Origin of the sequence: Shinella sp. WSC3-e (assembly GCF_945994535.1) — a bacterium.
In the GTDB taxonomy this organism is placed as follows: Bacteria; Pseudomonadota; Alphaproteobacteria; order Rhizobiales; family Rhizobiaceae; genus Shinella; species Shinella yambaruensis.
On the sequence record NZ_OZ000536.1, the window covers coordinates 277,591 to 300,214 of the forward strand.

Genomic DNA, 22,624 nt, shown 5'->3' on the forward strand with positions numbered 1-22,624 from the left:
GTCCCTGGCCGTCCGACTTTGACGGGTTCTGCTTATTTATGGCTTGCCGAAGGCACCCGGCTTACCTCACCCGTCTGCTTCAGCCCCCGCGCTTGCGGCGCGTTGGCGGCAGGGTCTCCCACCCTGCAGGGGCAAAAAGTGCGCGTGACGGTTTCCAGCCGTCACTCTTGGCGCACGTAGAGTAGGAGCACAGCGCCTGCCTGCCTCGCGGCAGGTGGTTTCTGCGCCCCTCTCGCCGAACCGGACGTGCAAGTTTTCCAAGCCACCGGCTCTCCATGCGTGGCTATCGCCACGGGTGGCCCTCACACGGACATGAGGGTGTCGAACGATGCCCAGAAGCGATCAGCTCCTTTTCGGAACTTCTCGTCAGGGTCGTTCCATCCGTTTGGTATTCGTATGCCCCGGAACGGGAAGCGGGTTGACCCGCCCTCCCGGAAGAACCGCAGCGATTTCGGTCCGTCGACCCATCGCCAGCGGCTGTCGGGTGCTGTTGCACGGAAGCGGCGACATAGCTCACGCCATGTCGCCTTTCGATACTTCTTGCGCAGCCATCGCCCGATGCGCTCCCATAGCCACCAATCCAGACCGGAGAAGTCCCGCGTGGCCCATGTGGCGTAGCGGTAGTAATTTCGCCAGCCGGTGATGACCGGGTTGAGGCTCTCGATGAGATCGGCAAGGGATTGACCTGTCGGTGTCTCCTTCACCCTGACCTTGATCTTGTGGCGCAGATCCTTCAGCTTGCTCTTCGGTATGAAGAGATTGCCGACCATACGGCCGGTGCGGCGAGCCTTGGTCTGCACTACCCGATAGCCGAGGAAGTCGAAGCCTTCCCCAACCTGGGTGATCCTGGTCTTTTCCATCGACAGTTCCATGCGCAATTCCTGCTGTAGGAACTGCGCTAGCGCCAGCTTTTCGGTCTCCGCTTCCTCACGTGTTCCGTCCGTCAGCACGACGAAGTCGTCGGCATATCGAACGGCGAAGAATGTCGGCCTGTTTCTCCGGCGGTCGTAAAGCCGCCGATCGGCTGCATTCTGCGGTCGCTCGCGAGGACGCATCGACCACCGTCCATACCTCTCGTCAATGGCAGCCAGATAGATGTTGGCCAGCAACGGCGAGATGATGCCACCCTGCGGGGTGCCCGTGACAGGGTGGCGGACGGAGCCCTCGACCATGACACCGGCCTTCAGGAAGGCGAGTACGAGCCAGAGAACCTTTCGATCTCCGACACGGCAGCGTACTCGCTCCATCAGCACATGATGATCGACGGCGTCGAAGCAGCCCCTGATGTCCCCTTCGATCACGAAGCGGTACTCGGAGGTGCCGCTGGGTGTGGGGTGCAAATGACGCTGGATGTTCGCCAGCGCATCATGGGTGCTCCTGCCGGGCCGGAAGCCGTATGAGGTCGGATAAAAGTCCGCCTCGAAGATCGGTTCCAGCACGAGCTTCAAAGCCATTTGTACCAGTCGGTCCTTGAGCGTTGGAATGCCGAGTGGACGCACCTTGCCGGGTTTGCCCGGTTTTGGGATCAGCCTTTGCCGGACAGGCTCGGGCCGATATGTGCCGCCGCGCAGCTCATTTCGGATATCCTCGACGAATTGCACAGCGCCGCCCGGCCGCTCTTCAACCGTTTTCCGCGTGACGCCATCGGTTCCCGGTGTTCGACTGCCCTTGTTACGGGACAAGCGTCGCCAGCTTTCCGAGAGCGTCCTGCGGTCGCATACGATGTTGAACAGATCCGCGAACACCTTGTCGGCGTCCGCGACACTCCACCTGTGAAGTTTGCGCTGCATGTCGAGGACGAACACGGTATTCACCGCATCGGGCTTCATCGGCCCACCTCCTGCCGGCTTGCTTCACTCACTGTCTCCCTTCGCCATGTGGACGGCTTTCCCGCCCTCGGACTACTACGAAGACTCCGCCCCCAGCCGCGCCGATCATCGGTCGCCTCGATCATCTCGCGCCGTCCGGCGGGAGAGAACACGGCAAGGTTCCCAAGTTCACCTGTTGTCCCTTCGCCTGCCTTAGGGACCGACTCTACCCCGTGAGAACTCCGGCCATCGGCCACCGCAAGCTGGGCCGCTGGCTGACGCGCGCGACCGCGCACGCCCCTGATCCCCGGTAATCCAGCGGAGATCGGCGCTTCTCCGGTCTTTCGACCGACCTGCCCACTTCCGGCTTGGCAGGTTCCATGTTGCAACGAGGCTTCAAACATCGGTTCGATTATTCTTCCCATAACAGGCATGCTTGCCGGACCGGCCACGGGCGGAAGTCCCTGGCCGTCCGACTTTGACGGGTTCTGCTTATTTATGGCTTGCCGAAGGCACCCGGCTTACCTCACCCGTCTGCTTCAGCCCCCGCGCTTGCGGCGCGTTGGCGGCAGGGTCTCCCACCCTGCAGGGGCAAAAAGTGCGCGTGACGGTTTCCAGCCGTCACTCTTGGCGCACGGATCACGACAATGGCAGTCATCGGCGAATTCACCACCAACGGCAACAACTCGATCATCGGCAACGTGCGCACGCTCACGGTCAGCATGCGGGTCCGCCTCAACCCCATCGAGCGCGTCTCGCGCGACGCCCCGGACTTCCGTATCACCGCCGGCAACGGTGTCGAGGTCGGCGCAGGCTGGAAGGCGGTCTCCAACGACGGCGAGGAATATATCTCGGTCAAGCTGGACGACCCGAGCTTCAACGCCCCGATCACCGCGGCCCTGTGGCCGAGCGAGAAGGAAGGCGAATACGCCCTCATCTGGAACCGCCCGAAGCGGGAGGCTTGATCGCCACGCCCAGGAGCTCCGCCACCGGGCGGGGCTCTTCTTCTTATGTCGCCTGAGGAAGCCGGTCGCGGGCATCGAGCCCGCTTCCGGCCTTTCGGGTGCCATCCGGAGAGCTGGGGGGTCTGCTCAGTTCGTCCGAGAATGCCATGGCGGACCGAAGGCGTCCAGCACGAGCGGTACCCCCAAAATGCTGGCGCATTTCGGCTCCCCCGCTCGCCGCCTCCGGCGGTCGCGTTCCGCGATCCTGGACTCCTCCGCTCCGCGATGACGCGCGGCGTCGTCTTTCACAAGCGTCAAGGAGACGACGATGACGATTTCTCTCGAAATGCAAATCGAGGAACTGAAAGCTGAGCTCAGGGCCGTTCTGGACGCGAGCGAGCGCTGCCAGATTGCGGTGGAGCTGGAACTGGCGCAGGCCGAGCTTGCGGCCGTTGAGGCCGAACAGGACGGCCGTATCAGCGGGGAGCCTCCTTTCTAGGAGACTTCCATAGGGCTGCCGATCTCAGCAGCCCACTCGCCTCAGCCGTTCAGTGCGTCCTTGACCGCCTTGCCGGGCGTGAACGTCAGCTTCTTCGAAGCGGCGATCTTGATCGTCGCACCGGTTGCGGGATTGCGGCCCTCGCGTTCCGGCGTGTCCTTGATCTTGAACTTGCCGAAGGATGGGATGGAAGTTTCCGCGCCGCTCTTTGCCGCCTCTGCGATCTGGCTGAACACGCTTTCGACGATGGCCTTGGCCTGTGTCTTGGTCAGGTTCTGCTCAAATGCGATCTTGTCGGCGATTTCGTTGGTGGTAGTCATGAAGGACAGTCTCCTCTGCTGGTGGTTGTCCTTCAGCTATGACGATGAAGACGCGGCGCCGATAGAGGCGCGAATGCTGGAAGTGTTGGCAGATGCGAGAAAACCACAGGAAACAAGCAGGCTCGGGCTGTTCAAGGTCTGTTATTTGGCGCGGTGGGCGTCGCGATAGCCCCGCTTTCGTTTCGTGCGCTCCAGGCGCGATAGCGCCCTGTCTGCATCCTCTTGGCCGTCGAAGGTTTCCATCATCGTCTGGCCGCTAGATCCGATCCGGCCCCAGTTGCGGATGACGGAGGCGCCGCCGAACAGCGTCGGCTGGATCGCAAGCGTATAGAAGCGACGCATGTTCCGGGCCGCGTCGATACGGTGAAGATGAATCTGGCCTGTCCCCTCGTTTTCCATGATTGGATTCTCGCTTCGTTTTGAAGCAGCGTCCAACGACTTCCATGAATCGATCCTGCGTGATTGATTCATCTCGCTGATGGTTTTCCCCTCCGGAGGTAGAGGGGCGTGGGCGAGGCGGCTTTGCCGCACGGCTCTATGCGCTGAAGCGCACCGAACCCGCCAAGCGGTTTCGTCCCATGCGGGTTTCGATCCTCTCGCGGACCGGCTCGCCGCCGGCACCTGGTTGCGCGGGTTCAGGCGCTGCTGTCATTCCCTTTTTGCCCTTCACGATGAAACCTGTTCTGCCCGACACAGGCTTTCATGTCCTCGCGCCGGAACCAGATCGCGCGACCGCATCTGAGCGGTGGATTGCCTGCCGTGAACACGATCTGCTCGTCGCTGCGCATGCGCAGGACTTCGTGCGGCATGATCAGCGGCCGGCGGCTGAGCTGTTTTGAGCGCGAGCGCGACGAACCCTTCATGCCGGTGGAGCGGTTTGTCTGGTCGACCTCGACCGTGGTGTCGCCGCAGCGCTTCGAGATGTAGTCGGCCGTGTCCGGATCATTGATCGCAGCGAACGAGATCCACGATGCGGACTCGAACCATTTGCTGGTCGCGTCACGGCCGCCATAGGCCTCGCGCATCTGGCCGATCGACTGGAAGATCATGGTGAGCGTGATGCCGTATTTCCGGCCAGCGTCGCGGGCCGTTTCAAGGATGCGCAGATAGCCGAGGCGGGCGACCTCGTCGAGCAGGAAGAGCGTGCGCCCCTTGACCGCGCCATTCCGGTTGTAGATGGCGTTCAGCAGCGAGCCGATGACGACGCGTGCCAGTCCCGGATGGGCTTCCAGCACCTTCAGATCGAGCGCGATGAACAGGTCCGCTTCGCCTCCAGCGAGATCGTCGGTCGAGAAACTGTCGCCCGACACGAGCGCCGCATAGTTCGGATAGGAGAGCCAGTGTGTTTCCTTGACGGCATTGGCGTAGACGCCGGAAAACGTCTCCGGCGTCATGTTGACGAAGACGGCAACGTTCTCCTTCACGAATTCGGACTCGGACTGCTCGTAGATCCGCGTCAGGCGTTCGCGCAGCTTCGGCTCCGGCTCCGAGAGATTGGCCCGGACGCGGCGCAGCGTCTGGTCTTTCTCGTCCGTATGCCCGGAGAGACAAACGTCGGCGATCAGCGCCGTCAGGAGCTGCATGGCGGATGCGCGGAAGAAGTCGTCGCGGGCCGATGCGGCACGCGCATTGTCGGTCATTATCCACGTCGCCACCGCGACGATGTCCTCTTCCTTCGTGTTGCCGTGGCGGCCGATCCAGTCTAGCGCGTTGAAGCCGATCGCGGGCGTGGCAGGATCGAGCACGATGACGTTTCGGCCCGCCTTGCGCCGGTGATCGACGACCATCGGTGCAACTTCGCTCGATGGGTCGAGCACGACGAGGCCGCCACCCCATTTGAGTGCGGTCGGGATCGTCACGGATGTCGTCTTGAAGCCGCCCGAACCGGCGAAGACGATACCGTGCGACGAACCGAACGAGCCGTCGAAACACAACAGCGGAGATTTCCCGCCGGCGCCCCAGCTCTGCGTCTCACCGGCGCGAAACGGCATCGCCGCCACGCTGTCCTTGTCGACGCGGTAGCGTTCACCGATCACGATGCCGCCGGCATCGGGAAACAGCCTGGCGGCGTCTCCCATCTTCATCCAGTCGGCCTCGCCGTGCACGGCTCGCTTCCCCGCGATCCGCCGCGGCGTTGCTTTGGCAAAGGCGGCGTTCCCCCTGATCGCGACGCGTAGCGCGAAGATCCCGGTAAGGACGGCTGCGAATGCCCCGAGCATCGCCGACGGATCGGTATAAGCGAAAACCGACTGGCCGTGAGGCATCCGATCGGCAAGAGCAAAGAGCCGCCACCCTTCGCGTGCGATCGCCGCGATGCAGACGATTGAAGCGCCTGCCAGTACGCTCAAACCGGCTGCCTTGATGTTTGCCGCGCCCGCCGTCGCGAACAGGGCAATGACGCCGATCGCCGCCGCCGCCGCGTAGGGCAGGGCGAGGCCGATCCGTCCGAGCAACAGCTTCGCCCGAGGCGATGCTCCGAAACCCGATAGCCAGGTCTCGATTCCTGATATCGCCAACATGGCTGCGATCATGAATGCCGCTGGCAGGATTGTGAGAAGGAGCCTATTCATTCATTACCGCGACCGAACGCCTCGGCGCCGATTGCAGTCAACCGCGAGCGCTCGACTTCGTCGCCGCGGATGCGCCCCGCGGCATCGATCAGCAGCCCCAGCAGCAGCGCCCTTTTTTCGTAGCGCAGGCCGGCCTTCACGATCAGACCGCCGAGCTCGATTTTTTCGCGCGTGTCTTTCTTGCGGGCATCGGTCGATGTCGTTCGCCGCATGCGCTCAAGCCTCGCCAGCGCTGCCCGCATCCGCGCCAGGCGCGACCGCCGCGGATGTCTCCCCGCCGGTCCTGCCGTCGCCGGCATTCTTCTTTCCGGTCGTCTGTCCCTTGCCTCCGCGAAACCGTCCGGCGATGTCCTCGAACGCCGCCTGAAGTGTGGCCTCGTCGATCTCGATTTCGCCGAGACCGGCTTTGAGCGCGATCCTGCCGATGCGCTCCGCCTCGCGTGTCTCGGCTGCTTTGAGTTGATCCTGGAGCTTCGCGATTTCTTCCCTGATCTTCGACGACGGTTTCTTCATTCCGGTGGCACTCCCTGGCTGTCTTGGCGTTGCATTCGCGACGCCAAGACTCCTCCGGATGCATGCTCAAGGAAATGTGCAGATTTGCACGTCGGCAAGGCCGACACTTTGGAGGATGATCCCGCCGTTCCGAAGGAGCGGTCCAAGGGCGCAATTATACGTCGCTGGCGCGACGCCTTGCGTTGAGGCCTGAACGGCCTGGCCAGTTCCCGACGAACGAGGTTCGAACCAGGAGACTCACCTCCGTGGCCATCGCCCACTTCTCCGTCAGCATTGTCAGCCGTGGTGACGGCCGCAGTGCAGTGCTGTCGGCTGCCTACCGGCATTGTGCCAGGATGGAGTACGAGCGGGAGGCCCGCACCATCGACTACACCCGGAAAGAAGGGCTTCTGCACGAGGAGTTTGCTCTCCCGGCGGATGCCCCGAAATGGGTGCGGCTGCTGACAGCCGATCGTTCGATTGCCGGTGCTTCGGAAACCTTCTGGAACAAGGTCGAGGCTTTCGAAAAGCGCTCCGATGCCCAGCTTGCCAAGGACCTGACCATTGCTTTGCCGCTGGAGCTGACGGCAGAGCAGAACATTGCTCTGGTGCGGGATTTCGTGGAGCGGCACATCCTGTCGAAGGGCATGGTGGCGGACTGGGTCTACCACGACAATCCCGGCAATCCGCATATCCACCTGATGACGACCCTGCGTCCGCTGACCGAGGATGGTTTCGGCACGAAGAAGGTCGCGGTAACAGGCGAAGACGGGCAACCGCTGCGAAACAAGGCGGGCAAGATCGTCTACGAGCTCTGGGCCGGCGGGACGGATGATTTCAACGCTTTTCGTGACGCCTGGTTCGAGCGTCTCAATCATCACCTGGCGCTGAACGGGATCTCGCTGCGCGTCGATGGCCGATCCTATGAGAAGCAGGGCATCGATCTGGAGCCGACCATCCATCTGGGCGTCGGCGCCAAGGCGATTCAGCGGAAGGCGGAGAGACAGGGCGTTCGGCCGGAGTTGGAACGGATCGAGCTGAACGATGCGCGGCGCGCGGAAAACACCCGCCGCATTCTTCGAAACCCTGGGATCGTGCTCGATCTGATCACGCGGGAGAAAAGCGTCTTCAACGCCCGAGATGTTGCAAAGCTTTTGAACCGTTATGTCGACGATGCGACCGTGTTCCAGCAGCTCCTGGCTCGGATCATCGAGAGCCCGGAGGTGCTGCGGCTTCAGCCCGACACAATCGACTTCGCGACCGGGGAAAGAGTGCCGGCCCGTTACACGACGCGCGAGTTGATCCGGCTCGAGGCGGAGATGGCGCGTCGCTCAATCTGGCTTGCGGCAAGGGTGTCGCATGACGTCTCGGCCACGGTGCTGGAGGCCACCTTCGCCCGTCATTCGCGTCTGTCGGATGAACAGCGGACTGCCGTCCAGCATGTCGCCGGTTCAGCGCGTATCGCAGCCGTGGTCGGTCGCGCAGGTGCTGGCAAGACCACGATGATGAAGGCTGCCCGCGAGGCGTGGGAAATGGCCGGATATCGCGTCGTTGGCGGTGCGCTTGCGGGCAAGGCAGCGGAAGGTCTGGAAAAGGAAGCGGGGATCCAGAGCCGCACGCTTGCCTCATGGGAGCTACGGTGGAACCGCGGCCGTGACGTTCTGAACAACAAGACCATCTTCGTCATGGACGAGGCCGGCATGGTTGCCTCAAAACAGATGGGCGGGTTCATCGACGCCGTGGTCAAGGCAGGTGCGAAGATCGTGCTTATCGGGGATCCCGAACAGCTTCAACCGATCGAGGCGGGTGCTGCCTTCCGCGCCATCGTCGATCGCATCGGCTACGCCGAACTCGAAACCATCTATCGCCAGCGCCAGGACTGGATGCGCAAGGCGTCGCTCGATCTTGCACGCGGCAATGTCGAACGGGCGATTGTGGCATACCAGGGTGCAGGCAGGGTGCTCGGCGCGCGCCTGAAGTCTGAAGCCGTCGAGAGGCTGATCGCCGACTGGAACCACGACTATGATCAGACGAAGACGACGCTGATCGTCGCCCATCTTCGACGCGATGTGCGCATGCTCAATGTCATGGCACGCGAAAAGTTGGTCGAACGCGGGATCGTCGGAGAGGGCCACACCTTCAAAACCGCCGACGGCACCCGCCGTTTCGACGCCGGCGACCAGATCGTCTTCCTGAAGAACGACGGCTCGCTCGCAGTCAAGAATGGCATGATCGGTCATGTGGTAGAGGCGGCGGCGAACCGCATCACCGTCGCCGTGGGTGAGGGCGATCAGCGTCGGCAAGTGATGGTCGAGAGCCACATCTACAGCAACCTCGATCACGGCTACGCCACCACGATCCACAAAGCCCAAGGCGCGACCGTCGACAGGGTGAAGGTGCTGGCTTCACTCTCTCTGGATCGCCACCTTACCTATGTCGCGATGACGCGCCATCGGGAGGATCTGCAGGTCTATTTCGGGCGCCGCTCGTTCGAGATGAACGGCGGGCTGAGCAAGGTTCTCTCCCGGAAGAATGCCAAGGAAGCAACCCTCGATTACGAGCGCGGCACGCTTTACCGCGAGGCGCTTCGCTTTGCCGAAAACCGAGGCCTGCACATCGTTCACGTGGCGCGAACATTGCTGCGCGACCGGCTCGACTGGACACTGCGGCAGAAAAGCAAGCTGGCCGATCTCACCAACCGCCTTCGCGCTCTCGGCGAACGGCTTGGCTTGCGGCAATCGCCGGCAACCCAATCAGTCAAGGAGTTGAAACCCATGGTCGCCGGCATCACCCGGTTCGAGAATCCCGTCGCAGAAACGGTCAGCGAGAGGCTCGACGCTGATCCGGCCTTGAAGAAGCAATGGGAGGAGGTTTCGATCCGGTTCGCTTACGTCTTCGCCGATCCCGAAACCGCCTTCCGGGCAATGAATTTCGACGCCGTGCTGGCGGATAGAGACGCGGCGCGACAGGTGCTTCAGAAGCTTGAGGCCGAGCCGGCGTCGATCGGTCCGCTCAGGGGCAAGACCGACATTCTTGCCAGCAAGACGGAGCGCGAGGCGCGACGCGTCGCCGAGGTCAATGTGCCCGCCCTGAAGCGCGACCTCGAACGCTATCTCCACATGCGCGAAAGCGCCACACAGCGCATGGCGGCTGACGAACAGGCGCTGCGCCAGCGCGTCTCGATCGACATCCCGGCCCTGTCGCCTGATGCACGCGCGGTGCTCGAGCGCGTGCGCGATGCGATCGACCGCAACGATCTTCCCGCCGCCCTTGCATATGCGCTGAGCAACCGCGAGACGAAGCTGGAGATCGACGGGTTCAACAAGGCCGTCACCGAACGCTTCGGCGAGCGCACCTTGCTCACCAACGCTGCGCGTGAGCCATCGGGCAAACTCTTCGACAAACTCTCCGAAGGCCTCTCCCACCAAGAGAAGGAACGTCTCAAGGAAGCCTGGCCGGTCATGCGCACGGCCCAGCAGCTCGCCGCCCATGAGCGTACGACCGAGACCCTGCGGCAGGTCGAGGAATTGCGTCTCGCGCAACGCCGGACTCCGGTTGTGAAGCAATGAAGCGGCGCCGTGCGATCATGCTGTTGAGCACGTCAATGGTTGCTATCGCGGGCCTCATCACGGCTGCGGTCGTCGGTGGCTATCGGCTGAACCTGACGCCGAGCGAGCCGCTCGGGCTCTGGCGCATCGAGAAACTCAATCGTCCGGTCGAGGCAGGAGATCTCGTCTTCATCTGCTCGCCCCCGACTGCGCCGTTCGAGGAAGCGCGACTGCGAGGATATCTCCGGCGGGGCTTGTGCGCCGGTGGGTTTGCGCCGCTGATCAAGACGGTCGCCGCGCTTCCCGGACAGCATGTCGAAATTACGGATCACGTCGCGATCGACGGCGGTTCCCTTGCCGCATCCGCCGTCCGGAAGACGGACGGAGAGGGCAGGACGATCACGCCATATCCAGGTGGCATCGTGCCATCAGGACATCTCTATCTCCATTCCTCTTTTGCGAGCTCCTATGATTCCCGATATTTTGGGCCGGTTCCGGACCGCGGCCTCCTCGGCGTCGCCCGGCCGATCCTCACCTTCGATCCGTGATCACATTTCTGGCCTTTGGCGATCTGCGTTGCTCATCGTCGCCTCCGTCGTCTGCGGCTCACTCGGCTGGAGCGGCAATGTGCTCGCTCTTCCGACCGCGATGTTCTTCCCGGCGCTCTGGGCGATGTCGCGGTCGCGCGTGGTCGCGGCCCTCGTGTCGGCCGGCTATTTTCTGGTCGCTTCGCGTGGTTTGCCGCTGGGCGTCGCCAACTTCTATGCCGCCGATCTCTGGCCCGGCCTTCTGCTTTGGCTAGCGGCCTCACTCTCCTTCGTCGCCGTGCATGCGGCGCTCTGGACAAGGCATCCGGGAAGGGCGAGGGCAGTGCGTTATCTGGCGGCGGCGGTGCTGACGGGGCTGCCGCCCTTCGGCATCACTGGATGGGCGAATCCGCTGACCGCAGCCGGGGTACTGTTTCCCGGGTGGGGATGGTGGGGATTGCTCGCAACTGCAGCCGGCCTGCTCGTCATGGTGATGAGATATCGGCCGGCAGCTGTCCTTGGCCTCGCTGGCTTCTGGCTCTGGTCCGCCGCAATGTGGACAGAGCCGAAGCTACCGGAAGGATGGATGGGCGTCGACCTTGAATTGGGACGAAGCCTTGGCCGGGACGGGTCGCTCGAGCATCACCGTGGCCTGATCGCCACAGCGCGCATATCCGCAAGTAAGGGCGCGCACGTTGTCGTCTTTCCGGAGAGCGCGCTCGGCTTCTGGACGCCGACGGTCGCTCGCCTTTGGCGGGAGGGGTTGAACGGGCTCGACGTCACGGTCGTCGCCGGCGCCGCCGTCATCGATGCGCAAGGCTACGACAATGTCATGGTGGCGGTTGGTTCCGGCGCCGCTGGCATCCTCTACAAGGAGCGCATGCCGGTTCCGGTTTCCATGTGGCAGCCATGGTTGCGTTGGACAGGGCAGGGCGGCGGCGCCCAGGCGCACCTGTTCGCGAACCCGGTCGCGGAGGTTGGAGCAACGAGGATCGCGCCGCTCATCTGCTATGAGCAACTCATCCTCTGGCCGGTGCTGCAATCGATGCTGCATTCACCCGCCGTCATCGTCGCTACCGGCAATGGCTGGTGGACCAGGGGCACCTCGATCATCGCGATCCAGAAGGCGAGCGTTGCCGCATGGGCTAAGCTCTTCGACTTGCCCGTCGTCATGGCCTTCAACACATAACGGAGACAATCAGATGGTCGATGCCGCCCTCATCAAACAATGCGCCGATCCCGGCCTGAAACCCGCGATTGTCGAACAGTTCATTGAGCGGGCGGGGTCGCAGGATCCGCTCGCGATCACGGTCCGATCCGGAAACCGCGTGGTGCTGGTGCCGAAGCCGGGAACGCCGGACGAGGCGATGGAACTGGTCCGCCAGCATATTGGGCGCAACGTCATTCGGGTCGGCATCACGCAATATCCAGCCGGTCTCGGCATCCTGGAGGCCGGAGCGCTGAGACCTGACCTTGTCGATCCTTGTGAAAATATCCGCATGGGCACCGCGCTCTTCGCCAAAGTCTATCGGATAGTCATGAAATGGTACGGTAGTCCCAGTGAGAAAGAGGTTCTTCCGCAAGTGCTCGACGACGCGATCATCGCCTGGCAGACGGGGTATTTCGAGGGGATGGCCGTATTCCGCGCGCCGGACCCTGGTGAGGTGAAAGCCCCTGAACCTGGTAGGGACGAGCCCACGAGCGACGCTATCAAGAAGTCAGCAGATTCTGCCGGGTCGGATGCGAGCGAGCCTTCCGAGGATGAGGCCCGTAGTGACGATCCCAACAAGGCGGGTATTCGTGTCGATCTGTCCGGAATCGGTGCCAAATGACATTGATGCAATGCCTAAGTGAAACCTAGCTTTGGGGTTGGCTATTTGCCATGAACCAGACCTAGTTCAGCAAGGTTGAAATGAAATGAGCTGATGCGTCACCATGCGGTCAGGCCAGACTCGGTTCTCGTTTCTAGATTTCAGCCATTAGCCAAGCGACACAACTTGCACTCGGCAGTGCAAAGGACTACATGATTTTACAAACTGCAACCCTGCCCTGTATAGGATTAGGCCAACTGATGAAAAGCTCTGTCGTCTTGTCTGCACCTGGCGCCCCTCCAAAAAACTCAAGAGATCAGGGACTTTCCAAACGGGAGGCGATCCTGGATGCGGCGACGCGCGTTTTTCTTGCTCACGGCTATGAGGGAGCCAGCATGGACCTTGTGGCGCAAGAATCAGGCGCGGCACGACGCACGGTCTACAATCAGTTCGAAAGCAAAGACGCGCTCTTTAACGCCGCCGTGGAGCGCGTATGGAAGGATATGCCGGTTGTCGGCATTATGGCCGATGAAGCCGCCCTCCAAGATCCAGGTCTTGGGCTCAGGAAAGTGGGATTGCTTATCGCGGATTTCTGGGCGCCGGATCAGGCCGTCGCGTTTGTTCGCATGGTCATCAGCGAGAGCAATCGCTTCCCGGATCTCGCCGAGAATTTCGTACGGCTTGGAAAAATGCCGGCACTTCGGGCCTTGATCGACTATATCAGCGCGCTGAAAGACCGAGGCCTCATCAAGGTGGAAGATCCCGATCTTGCGGCCCGGCAGTTCGTTGGGCTCGTCAATGAGCCGCTGCTTTGGTATCGCGTGATTGGTGTCGGTGGCGCACCCTCGAAGGCCCGGCGTCATCAAGTCGTTGAGGAAGCAGTTGCCACGTTCCTCGCACGCTATGGCACAAACGGAAAAGCCGCCGCATCATAACCGGCGGCGGCGTAATCTAAAACCGGACGGCTCCTCCTAATTAAAGTTTTCCTGTTGTTCCCGGCATCACGCGCCGGCGAATGACGGCCTCACCATTGTCGGTGCGAATGCCCATCGCATGTAGTCCCGGCTTACCACCATTGAAGCGTAGGCCAAGGCTTGTAGCGTCTATGTCAAGATAGTCGCTCATTTCCTCAGCGCTGCCCCCAAGTTCCATCCATGCGATGCCGCGAGCGGTCGTGGTCCCATGTTTGGCCTGAAGCCGACCTGCGTGCTCTGATCTGTCTTCGATATAGAAGAAATTCGGCAATCCCGCTTTCCAGGCGCGGGACGTGTCAGGCGTGCGAGCCGAGTACCCCATCGACCCGTCCGCCCGCATGCGCATGGTGCCTTCGAAAACGTCGCTTCCAAGACGCCGCGCGATCGCATCCAGTTCCGTCCGAGAATCGACACGGGCGCACCATCCGATAAAGCAATCGCCGTCCCGCGTCGCCTCGTGAAAAAATGTTGCAACTGGGTGCCCCGCCTCGACCGCGTGAGCATCAATCACACCTTCCACCTCAATGTAAGTATCGTCGCCCGTCGGTATGATCCGGTTGGCAAGTCGGTACTCGGGAAACCATCCCCCCTCGGCATTGCCCAATCCGGTTTCCTGAGTCAGGCGGTGGGTCGACTCCCAGAAGTTTCGCGCACCCAGGCAAATATGGTCGATCTCGATCATCGAATATGCTCCTCGTTACAAATTTATCAGTAGCCTTCACACTTCGTCGCCTGGGCGACGACGTCATCTTTGGAAAAGTCATTGATGCGACTGTAGAACTCAGGATCATCCGCGACGAACCGCGCCGGATCGACGGGTGTCTCGATCAGACCGTTCTTGTGAAGAAATTCCTGAAGCTCCCCAAGTCCCGCCACGGCTGGTTTTCCGTGCAGTTTCCCGCCTGCGGCCTCGAAAGGCAGACGTCGCTCTTCAAGCATGCTCTTGAGGATCAAGGTGTCCTGCGCAAGGGTCGTGCTTCGGTCAGGGGCCCAGTTCTTACGGTATATTTTCGCGACGCACTCGGGGTTGGCCTCGGCAAAAACCTGCGCCATTGCCACGCCGCGCGCGAGCGTCTCGACCATTTTCGTGTCAGTCTTGAGGGCGCCCTCTGTCGCGACAAAGCCATAGTCCGGAAAGCGCAACCATGCGTCGTCGTAGATAAAGTTTACTTTACCGCCAAGCGCCTGGTAAGTGGCGATTTCCGGCGTGAAGGCGAGACTTGCGTCAACTCTGCCGGATCGCAGCATCTCCTGGGCCTGTGCTCCCATACCGATGACGATCTTCTGAACATCGCGATTGGGATCCATTCCGTTATTGGCGAGCAGTGAATCGAGATACATGGAGCCACCCGACCCGCCGACCGCGAGGCCGACTTTCTTTCCCTTCAGGTCCTGGGGCTTCGTAATGTCGCTCGACGTTTCGGTGATGACCCGCCAGAGACTGTTCGTCATCACGGCCGCCATGCGTATGTCGGAAAACTCTTTTGTGTCGGCGACCATCCAAGGTGTCGTGTTCATCATTCCGACACTGGCACTTTTACCAATGATGCCTTGGACCGCTGCGCTCGAACCGGGCATATACTGCACCTGGATGTCGTAGCCGGCATCGCGCCACCAGCCCATGGCAAGCGGCACATACAGTTCGTAGACCGCCTGGATCATCAGCGGATTGCCGATGACGAAAGGCACTTTGCGCTGCTCTTCAGCACTGCCAGTTCCGCTGCCAACTGTGAAAAGGACAGCTGTTGATACAAAAAGTCCTGCTAGACGGCGTTTAACGTCCATTGTCGTTCCCCTGATTGGTTTTGAAGATGAGGTAGATCAGTGGCGCTGGTCGTTCGCCCAGAAGACGATTTTCCGACCCAATACCTGCACGGTGGCGCTGAGGATTGCCGCGATGACCGTAAGGCATAGGACCGCCGCGAAGACGCCTGCAGTGTCCATGGCAAATCCTGCGCGGACGATAAGCGAGCCAAGACCTTCTTGCGCCCCAACAAATTCGGCGACCACTGCGCCGATGACACTGAGCGTGACGCCCACATTTAGACCCGCAACCACGAAACTGCCTGAATTCGGTAGTGTCAGATATCGAAATCGCTGCCAGCGTGTCGCGTTATAGATCATGAACAACTCGCGCTGTTCATGAGCGACAGAGCGGAGACCAGCCACCGTGTTGATAAAGACCGGGAAGAAGGTGATCAGCCCGACGATGAATACCTTCGAGGAAAGGCCATAACCGAACCAGACGACAAAAAGCGGGGCTATCGCAACCTTCGGAATGGCCTGGAGGGCAACAACATAGGGCGACAAAATCCGTTCCACCGCCCGCGATTCCGCAACAGGGACGGCAAGAATAAAGCCGAGCGCGGATCCGACAACAAAGCCTATCAGTACCTCCTGCAAGGTGATGAGGGTATTGGGTAGGAGATACCCCTGCGTGGCGCCTTGATAAAGGGAAACCGCAATCTGACTAGGGCGGGGAAGCAGAGCTGGGCTGACACCGGTCACTGGAATGAGAACCCATTCCCAACTGGCAAGGAAAAGTAAGAACAATACAATCGCTAGCATCGTAACCTGATCGAAGCCGCTCGATGATTTCCGTTTGCGTGGGGTCTCGGCCGACGCCGTCGCGAATGATGCCTGGTCTGTCATGCCGCACGCTCCTCGGCCTCGAAATAGCCGCGGACATGACTCACATAGCGGCCGAACTCTAAGGAGTTGACCATGTCGAGGGTTCTTGGTCGATGCAGATCCACCTTGATGATTTCGACAACGCGCCCGGGACGAGCGGCCAGAACGACCATATAGTCGGCGAGGAACACGGCCTCCGAGATCGAATGGGTGACAAAGATGACTGTTTTGTCACCGGCCATCCAGAGGCTCTGGAGCTCGACCTGAAGATGATCCCGGGTCATGGCATCCAGTGCGGCGAACGGTTCATCCATCAGCAACACGGAGGGATTGTGTACGAGCGCACGACAGATTGCGACACGCTGCTGCATGCCACCAGAAAGCTCGCCCGGATATTTCTTTTCGAAACCTTCGAGACCTACCAGGTGGATATATCTCAACGCAGTCTCACGGGCCTCTGCCTTGCTCACTTTGCCGAGATCGGCCGCAAGCATAACGTTCTCCAGCACGGTTCGCCAAGGCAGCAGCACCGGCGACTGAAAGACCATACCAATCTGGTTCGTCGGCCTTTCGACGGCTCGCCCGGCAAGCAAAACGTCGCCGCTGGTCTTTCTGATAAGGCCGCCGATTAGCCGTAGGAGTGTGCTTTTTCCACATCCGCTGGGCCCTAAAAGGGTGACAAACGAGCCTTTTGGAATCTGAAGCGAGACGTCTCGCAAGGCAGTGACGATGTCACCTGACATTGTCTCAAAAGATTTCGAGACATTCCGGAGTGAGATAAAATCCGGAACACCGTTCCCTGTTGAATTCATCGTGTTCCCATTTTTTCTTTGATGCATACGGCACAGAATGAGCATTGCTAAGAGCGATCGCTTACGGCCGATGCACTGCATGATGCAGTATATAAATGCACTGCATCATGCAGTGCAGTCAAGCGTTTTGTTTGATCGTCGGATGAATTGGAGAGCGGCAATCATGCCGCGCTCCCCCATCCACGACCTCAGTGGCCGAAGATGTCCGTGACTGCCTTCCATTCCGGCACGGGAACCCTTCCGGTCGGGGTCCGAATTGCTTTTGAATAGGTGAATTCGTTGAGCGTGGCCGCGCAGTGCTCGCGTCCGTAGCCGCTGGATTTCGTGCCGCCGAATGGCGTGCCGATGACAATACGGTTGTAGTTGTTGACGAAAACGATTCCCGCCTCGACCCGCCGAGCCATACGATTGGCGAGTTCCTGGTCTCTCGAATAGATGCCGGCGACCAAAGCGAACTGCGTCCCATTGGCGATATCGATTGCCTCGGCTTCGTTAGAGAACTTCATGACGCAAGTGACGGGGCCGAATATCTCCTCCTGAGCAACCCGCATGTTTGCAGTTACATTTGTGAAGACAGTCGGTGGAACGAAATAGCCTTCCTTCAGTCTCGGATCGTCAGGCAGCTTGCCTTGCGCAGCAATTGTGGCGCCTTCCGATTGACCGATGCGAATGTAGTTCTCGACTTTTTCCTTTTGCGCCCTCGAAACTACGGGGCCGACGTGCGTCGTTTCGAGTGCGCCGTCTCCAGTCGTCAGCCTTTCGGTCGCCGCACAGAAACGCTCGACGAACGCATCATGAATGTCTTTATGAACCAGAATGCGCGATGCGGCTGTGCACGCCTCGCCCTTGTTGAAGAAAGCTCCGTCGATAGCATCGCGCACCGCTTGGTCCAGATCAGCATCGGCCATAACGATAAACGGGTTCTTCCCTCCGAGTTCACACAGAACGGGCACGTGGCGCTCTGCCGCCGTCTTCAAAACGGCTGTGCCCGTTGAAGGCGCACCGGTGAAGGATATCTTGCGCACCAGTGGATGTTGCGTCAGGGCTTGCCCGACTGCCGGCCCTATACCGGTCACGCAATGAACGACGTCCTCCGGCAGTGCTTCGTTTAGGAGATCCACGATGCGCATGATCGTAAGTGGCGCTTGATCCCCGGGCTTGACGACAATCGTGTTTCCTGCTGCAAGCGCCGGCGCAACCTTTGCGCCAGTGTGAATAGGCGGCCAGTTGAAGGGAATAATGCCTGCGACCACGCCGAATGGTTCGCGGACCGTGGCCGAGGTCACAAAGCCAAGATCGAGATATTCACCCCCGCTTTTGCCTGCCAGAGCACCAAAAAAGGCAAACGATCCCGTTAGACTGGCGACGTCGAATTGCAACGCATCACGCACCGGCTTTCCATTTTCCCGCGAGACAAGTTCGGCAAGTTCCTGAGCATGAATTTCCAGATGCTTGCCTGCCGCAATGAGCAGCGCACCGCGTTCGCGCGCGGATCGTTCCCTCCAATGTCCTGAGAACGCGGCGTGCGCGGCGGAGACTGCCTTATCAACCTCAGCCACTCCACTTCCCTGGACATGGGCAATGATCTCACCGGTAGCGGGATTATCAACATCGAATAAGTCAGCCGGACTCTTCGACGACCATCTCGAAATGATGGTCGGAACAGGTGTCGTCAACATTGGCTCTTCCTCTGAATCAGCAGATTATTGGGCATCTGCACAGAACACCGTGACCTTCATAATGCTGAGAGTTCTGGCGATCGGCCATCACGTCATTGCCGCTTCGCAGTCGTCTGGAATGAGAGGCAAGCGCGATCAGATGCACTATACAGTGCAGTGCATGACAGTCAAGAGCTATGAGAAAAGGCGGCGGTATGGAAGGACGGGTTACGTCCTTCCGGTCGGGGCCATATTGAGCAATCCCCCGCAAACGAAAAGACTGATCTTCCGCAGCAAAAGCTCGACGTCGTTGTCATCGCAGGCCCCGTTCGACAATCTTGCCGTACGGCCGGTGCGCGCCATCATGGTCATGCCCACGCCGATCGAGAACATATATGCCCAGACAGCATCCTCCCGCGAAATCCCTGGCAGCACCTTTTGAAACGCGCTGATGAAGCGAAGGGCTGTGCTATCGTAGTGCTCAGCAATCAGGGCCTTGGTATGTGGATCATCCGAATTGGCGGATGCGGCCAGTATTCTTGAAAAGAAGTTACCGAAGCGTTCGGGGTCATGGCCGAGCTCAACAGTGGGTCGAAACAAGGCATCAATCAATTGCGGCAGGCTTGGAATGGCACCGTCCGCGAACAGACGATCGAGATGCCGACCGCGCTCCTGGTTGATCTCGGTTGCACGAAAGGAAAAGATCTCATCAAACAATTTTTCCTTGGTCCCGAAATGGTAGTGCAAGAGCGCTTGCGAAACGTTCGCCTCCTTGGCGATGTCACGCATGCTGCTGCCGTCATACCCGTCCTTTGCAAACACGCGTTCGGCCGCCAACATGATTGCTTCGCGATTGTCTGGAGCAGGCGCGCTGATGGAACGAGAACTGGATGCTTTCATGGATTGCCTAGGCGGTAAACCCATAAATTCGATTGTCGGCTGACGCTGGCCGTGATTCAAGGCTTCCGAATGAGGGAGCCCTGATGACGCGCCGCCGCTATGAACTCACCGACCATGAATGGTCGATCCTGTCGCCGCTGTTGCCCAACAAGCCACGGGGCGTTCCTCGTGTCGATGATCGACGGGTCCTGAACGGCATCCTCTGGCGGTTCCGGACCGGCTCTCCCTGGGCGGAAATTCCCGAGCGTTACGGCCCGCCCACAACCTGCTACAACCGCTTTGTCCGATGGCGGAAGGCGGGCGTCTGGGATCGACTTCTTGAAGCGGTTTCAGAGGCTTATGACGGCGACATCGTCATGATCGACTCCACCTGTGTTCGCGTTCACCAGCACGCGGCCACGGGAAAAAGGGGGATGGAGACGATGGTGGCATGGGACGTTCCCGCGGCGGGCTCACGAGCAAAATCCATGCGCTCGTCGATGCGGAAGGCCGACCCGTCAACCTACGCCTGACCGGTGGCCAGATCGCCGATTGCACCGAGGCCGACGCGCTCACGGACGAACTAAGCGAAGGCGACATCCTACTTGCTGACAAGGGCTATGACAGCAACGCCATCCGGGCCAAGGCGGCCGAGCGAGGGGCTTGGGCCAATATCCCGCCGAAGGCAAACCGCAAGGGAAGCTTCTCATTCTCAGGCTGGGTCTACAGGCAACGAAATCTCGTGGAGCGGTTCTTCAACAGGATCAAACACTTCCGAGGCATAGCCACTCGCTACGACAAGCGCCCGGAAAACTACCTCGCCGCCGTCAAATTCGTCGCAGCGAGGATTTGGTGTCAGAGTTTATGAGTCGACCGCCTAACTGTGCTGTTTAACTGATCAGTCAGACTTTACCTGCCGCTTACCTTCTCGGTCAACGCATGTTCTACTACCAACCTTCAGCCTCTGAGAACGGTAACGGACCGATGGCTCTCGCAGTGTATGGAAGACGCAGAAGACGGCGGGCGTTTCCATTGAGGATCAACAGACGCTGTTGCTCGTCCAAGGGCGCCGCATCGATCCAATCTCGACCAGGACGGTTGGCGACATAGGGCCAATCCACCGAGAACATGATGCGATCTGCTCCCATCTCAGTCAGTGCGCAGATTAGCGCCGCGTTTGAGAAATTACCGCTCGTCGTAACGTAGAAATGGCGCAGGAAACGCTCACGGAAAAAGCGTTGGCCACCGTTATCGCGGGCAAGCGATTCATCAATTCGCTCCAGCAGAAACGGAATTGCCTCCCCCATATGACCGAGAATGAATTGCAAGTTGGGGAACAATTCCGGAATTCGCCCCAGCATCATGCGAATGGCTATCACCATCGTCTCAGCGGTGAAACCCGCAGCGGCCATGCCGAACATCGGAAATCGCTCCGTCCAATCGGCATAATAAGCACGCGTCACGGCCGGATGGGGAAAGGATGGATGAAGATAGATCGGCACGCCGAGGCGTTCAGCTTCCGCGTAAAGCGGGAAATGGCTCTCGTCATCCGGAAAGACACCATTCGTCAAACCGTGCAGCATCGCACCACGAAAACCCAATGTTTCCACGGTGCGCGCCATTTCACGGGCAGCGGCGTCTGGGGCCGTCATCGGTAGCGAGGCGAACCCAGCGAACCGCCGGTTTCCATCAATGGCCACAGCAAGATAATCGTTAATCTTCTCTGACCAGCTGAGGGCCTCGTCTGCGGGCAAAGACTGTGCCGCGCCTGGGGCGTGGGACAGCACCTGAATCTCAATTCCCGCTGCATCCATATCGGGCAGCCTGTTTTCCAAGGGTCCGGTCAAAGCGGCTACCGGTCCGGCGACACCATACCGGGCCACAAACTCTGGATGGGCAAAATGTTCTTCAAGAGCAATGGCTTGAGCTGTGGGCATCCCGATGGTCCTCCTCGTACAAACGGCTATCCGCTTCTGAAGCTATCATCGTCCTGCAAAAATTGCATTGACTAATCGATCAGTCAGGATAGTTTTTACGAGCCGACGGGAGGTCGGCTGTGCCGTCACATCAACAAGCCGGCACTTTTGAGGGAGGATCAAATATGCGACTCGTTGTTGCATTCCTGGCCGCTATGGCCACGAGCCCTGCATGGGCCGACACCATCAGCGCCACAGTTGTCGCGGGACATCCCGAGGTGTTCCGGTGGGTGAAAATGTTTCCGGTAGCCTTTGAGCCTGCGGTAGAAAAGGCGCTGGAAGGAACCGGGCACCAGATCAGCCTCACCAACCAGTTCGGCGGCTCGATTGCCGGGGTTGGCGAAGAGCTTGAAACGGTTGAGGACGGCCTAGCCGAAATCGGTATCATCCAGAGCCTGTTTGACCCGGCAAAGATGCCGCTCCAAAACGTCACCTATTACACGCCCTTCGTCAGTCCAGACCCCCGGACAGTCAACGAGTTGATGAACGAGCTGGTGCTCACGGACCCGCGACTGCAAGCTGCATTCACCCAGCACAACATTGTGCCTTTGGGTGGACCACTGGCAGTCGATGACTATCTTCTGTTGACGACGTTTCCGGTGAAGTCGATCGAGGACCTCAAGGGACGAAAAATTGCCACAGCCGGCGCCGCGGTCAGCTGGCTCGACGGCACCAGTGCAGTTGGCGTCTCCGGCCAGAGCCCGCTTTATTACAACGACATCAAGACTGGCGTATACGAAGGCGTCATCCTGTTTGCCACCGCCGCATTGCCTGCCAAACTGCACGAAGTCGCGCCATACATCACGCGCGTCGGCTTCGGCGCCCAATATGCAGGTACGATTGGCGCCAATGCGGAATGGTTCCAAAGTCAACCTACAGAGGTACAGGAGGCACTGCGTGAGGGCGCCAAGGTAGCCGGTGAATGGTATCTGAGGTCGCTCGAACAAGGCACGGACGCAGCTTTGGCGAAAATGGCGGCGGAAGGTGCAACCATCACCGTCGCTCCTGAGGATATGCGCAAAGCCTGGGCGGCGGGCATGAAGAACATCGCGAAGGAATGGGCGAAGAAGGCCGACAGCAGCGGGCTTCCCGGCTCGGAAGTTCTGACGCTCTATATGGAACGCATGCGCAGCGCCGGCGTGAAGCCGCTTCGCGACTGGGACAAGGAGTAACGG

At 60.1% G+C, this 22,624-nt stretch carries 21 protein-coding genes and 1 pseudogene; 9 read left to right on the forward strand and 13 right to left on the reverse strand.

Features of this window, described 5'->3' with window-relative positions:
- Positions 1-302 precede the first annotated feature (302 nt).
- The gene (gene ltrA / locus AABF56_RS35275; protein ID WP_272809205.1) at positions 303-1,829 is read right to left on the reverse strand and encodes a group II intron reverse transcriptase/maturase; all 1,527 of its coding nucleotides are present in this window, start codon (positions 1,827-1,829) and stop codon (positions 303-305) included.
- 626 nt (positions 1,830-2,455) lie between these two features.
- On the opposite strand from ltrA, the gene AABF56_RS35280 reads away from it, so the two are divergent.
- Together AABF56_RS35280 and AABF56_RS35285 are read left to right on the forward strand one after the other, a co-directional pair.
- Entirely contained in the window at positions 2,456-2,773 is a 318-nt protein-coding gene (locus tag AABF56_RS35280; protein ID WP_210057624.1) for a DUF736 domain-containing protein, read from the forward strand.
- A gap of 307 nt (positions 2,774-3,080) precedes the next feature.
- Positions 3,081-3,251 carry a hypothetical protein gene (locus tag AABF56_RS35285; protein WP_272791908.1) on the forward strand — a complete coding sequence of 57 codons (171 nt, stop codon included), beginning with the start codon at positions 3,081-3,083 and terminating at the stop codon, positions 3,249-3,251.
- Between the two features lie 41 nt (positions 3,252-3,292).
- Here the strand turns inward: AABF56_RS35285 and AABF56_RS35290 are convergent, their stop codons facing one another.
- The 5 genes from AABF56_RS35290 to traC all read right to left on the reverse strand — a co-directional run bounded on the left by AABF56_RS35290 (position 3,293) and on the right by traC (position 6,654).
- The gene (locus AABF56_RS35290; RefSeq protein WP_272791909.1) at positions 3,293-3,571 is read right to left on the reverse strand and encodes an HU family DNA-binding protein; all 279 of its coding nucleotides are present in this window, start codon (positions 3,569-3,571) and stop codon (positions 3,293-3,295) included.
- A 141-nt stretch (positions 3,572-3,712) separates the two neighbouring features.
- Complete coding sequence (locus AABF56_RS35295; RefSeq protein WP_114048293.1) at positions 3,713-3,970, reverse strand: WGR domain-containing protein; 258 nt, start codon at positions 3,968-3,970, stop codon at positions 3,713-3,715.
- A gap of 236 nt (positions 3,971-4,206) precedes the next feature.
- Positions 4,207-6,141 (reverse strand): Ti-type conjugative transfer system protein TraG, encoded by a 1,935-nt coding sequence (gene traG, locus AABF56_RS35300; protein WP_272791910.1) that lies wholly within the window; start codon positions 6,139-6,141, stop codon positions 4,207-4,209.
- Entirely contained in the window at positions 6,138-6,353 is a 216-nt protein-coding gene (gene traD, locus AABF56_RS35305) for a type IV conjugative transfer system coupling protein TraD (protein WP_272791911.1), read from the reverse strand. The genes traG and traD overlap by 4 nt, the downstream gene beginning before the upstream one ends.
- A gap of 4 nt (positions 6,354-6,357) precedes the next feature.
- A complete protein-coding gene (traC, locus tag AABF56_RS35310) occupies positions 6,358-6,654 on the reverse strand; it encodes a conjugal transfer protein TraC (RefSeq protein ID WP_272791912.1) in 297 nt (98 codons plus the stop codon).
- Between the two features lie 245 nt (positions 6,655-6,899).
- On the opposite strand from traC, the gene traA reads away from it, so the two are divergent.
- The 5 genes from traA (at position 6,900) to AABF56_RS35335 (ending at position 13,454) form a co-directional block, all read left to right on the forward strand.
- Complete coding sequence (gene traA, locus AABF56_RS35315) at positions 6,900-10,202, forward strand: Ti-type conjugative transfer relaxase TraA (protein ID WP_272809206.1); 3,303 nt, start codon at positions 6,900-6,902, stop codon at positions 10,200-10,202.
- Between the two features lie 35 nt (positions 10,203-10,237).
- On the forward strand, positions 10,238-10,729 hold the full coding sequence (traF, locus tag AABF56_RS35320; protein ID WP_272791914.1) for a conjugative transfer signal peptidase TraF: 492 nt from the start codon (positions 10,238-10,240) through the stop codon (positions 10,727-10,729).
- A gap of 28 nt (positions 10,730-10,757) precedes the next feature.
- Positions 10,758-11,897, forward strand: coding sequence for a conjugal transfer protein TraB (locus AABF56_RS35325; protein WP_272791915.1), 1,140 nt, complete (start codon positions 10,758-10,760; stop codon positions 11,895-11,897).
- Between the two features lie 13 nt (positions 11,898-11,910).
- A complete protein-coding gene (locus tag AABF56_RS35330) occupies positions 11,911-12,540 on the forward strand; it encodes a TraH family protein (RefSeq protein ID WP_272791916.1) in 630 nt (209 codons plus the stop codon).
- A 239-nt stretch (positions 12,541-12,779) separates the two neighbouring features.
- Entirely contained in the window at positions 12,780-13,454 is a 675-nt protein-coding gene (locus AABF56_RS35335) for a TetR/AcrR family transcriptional regulator (RefSeq protein ID WP_272791917.1), read from the forward strand.
- A gap of 40 nt (positions 13,455-13,494) precedes the next feature.
- Here the strand turns inward: AABF56_RS35335 and AABF56_RS35340 are convergent, their stop codons facing one another.
- From AABF56_RS35340 to AABF56_RS35365, 6 genes are all read right to left on the reverse strand, one after another.
- On the reverse strand, positions 13,495-14,175 hold the full coding sequence (locus AABF56_RS35340) for a VOC family protein (protein WP_272791918.1): 681 nt from the start codon (positions 14,173-14,175) through the stop codon (positions 13,495-13,497).
- Positions 14,176-14,201: 26 nt separating this feature from the next.
- A complete protein-coding gene (locus AABF56_RS35345; RefSeq protein ID WP_272791919.1) occupies positions 14,202-15,278 on the reverse strand; it encodes an ABC transporter substrate-binding protein in 1,077 nt (358 codons plus the stop codon).
- A gap of 36 nt (positions 15,279-15,314) precedes the next feature.
- Positions 15,315-16,145, reverse strand: coding sequence for an ABC transporter permease (locus tag AABF56_RS35350; protein WP_272791920.1), 831 nt, complete (start codon positions 16,143-16,145; stop codon positions 15,315-15,317).
- Entirely contained in the window at positions 16,142-16,936 is a 795-nt protein-coding gene (locus tag AABF56_RS35355; RefSeq protein WP_272791921.1) for an ABC transporter ATP-binding protein, read from the reverse strand. The genes AABF56_RS35350 and AABF56_RS35355 overlap by 4 nt, the downstream gene beginning before the upstream one ends.
- A 188-nt stretch (positions 16,937-17,124) precedes the next feature.
- Complete coding sequence (locus AABF56_RS35360) at positions 17,125-18,615, reverse strand: aldehyde dehydrogenase family protein (protein WP_272791922.1); 1,491 nt, start codon at positions 18,613-18,615, stop codon at positions 17,125-17,127.
- A 207-nt stretch (positions 18,616-18,822) separates the two neighbouring features.
- Positions 18,823-19,434, reverse strand: a complete 612-nt coding sequence (locus AABF56_RS35365) for a TetR/AcrR family transcriptional regulator (protein WP_338341949.1) — start codon at positions 19,432-19,434, stop codon at positions 18,823-18,825.
- Positions 19,435-19,577: 143 nt separating this feature from the next.
- On the opposite strand from AABF56_RS35365, the pseudogene AABF56_RS35370 reads away from it, so the two are divergent.
- A pseudogene (locus AABF56_RS35370) lies at positions 19,578-20,341 on the forward strand (IS5 family transposase).
- Positions 20,342-20,420: 79 nt separating this feature from the next.
- Here AABF56_RS35370 and AABF56_RS35375 read toward each other — a convergent pair.
- Complete coding sequence (locus AABF56_RS35375; RefSeq protein ID WP_272791924.1) at positions 20,421-21,410, reverse strand: amidohydrolase family protein; 990 nt, start codon at positions 21,408-21,410, stop codon at positions 20,421-20,423.
- Between the two features lie 164 nt (positions 21,411-21,574).
- Between AABF56_RS35375 and AABF56_RS35380 the strand changes: the two genes are divergently transcribed.
- Positions 21,575-22,621, forward strand: a complete 1,047-nt coding sequence (locus AABF56_RS35380) for a C4-dicarboxylate TRAP transporter substrate-binding protein (protein WP_272809208.1) — start codon at positions 21,575-21,577, stop codon at positions 22,619-22,621.
- Positions 22,622-22,624 lie beyond the last annotated feature (3 nt).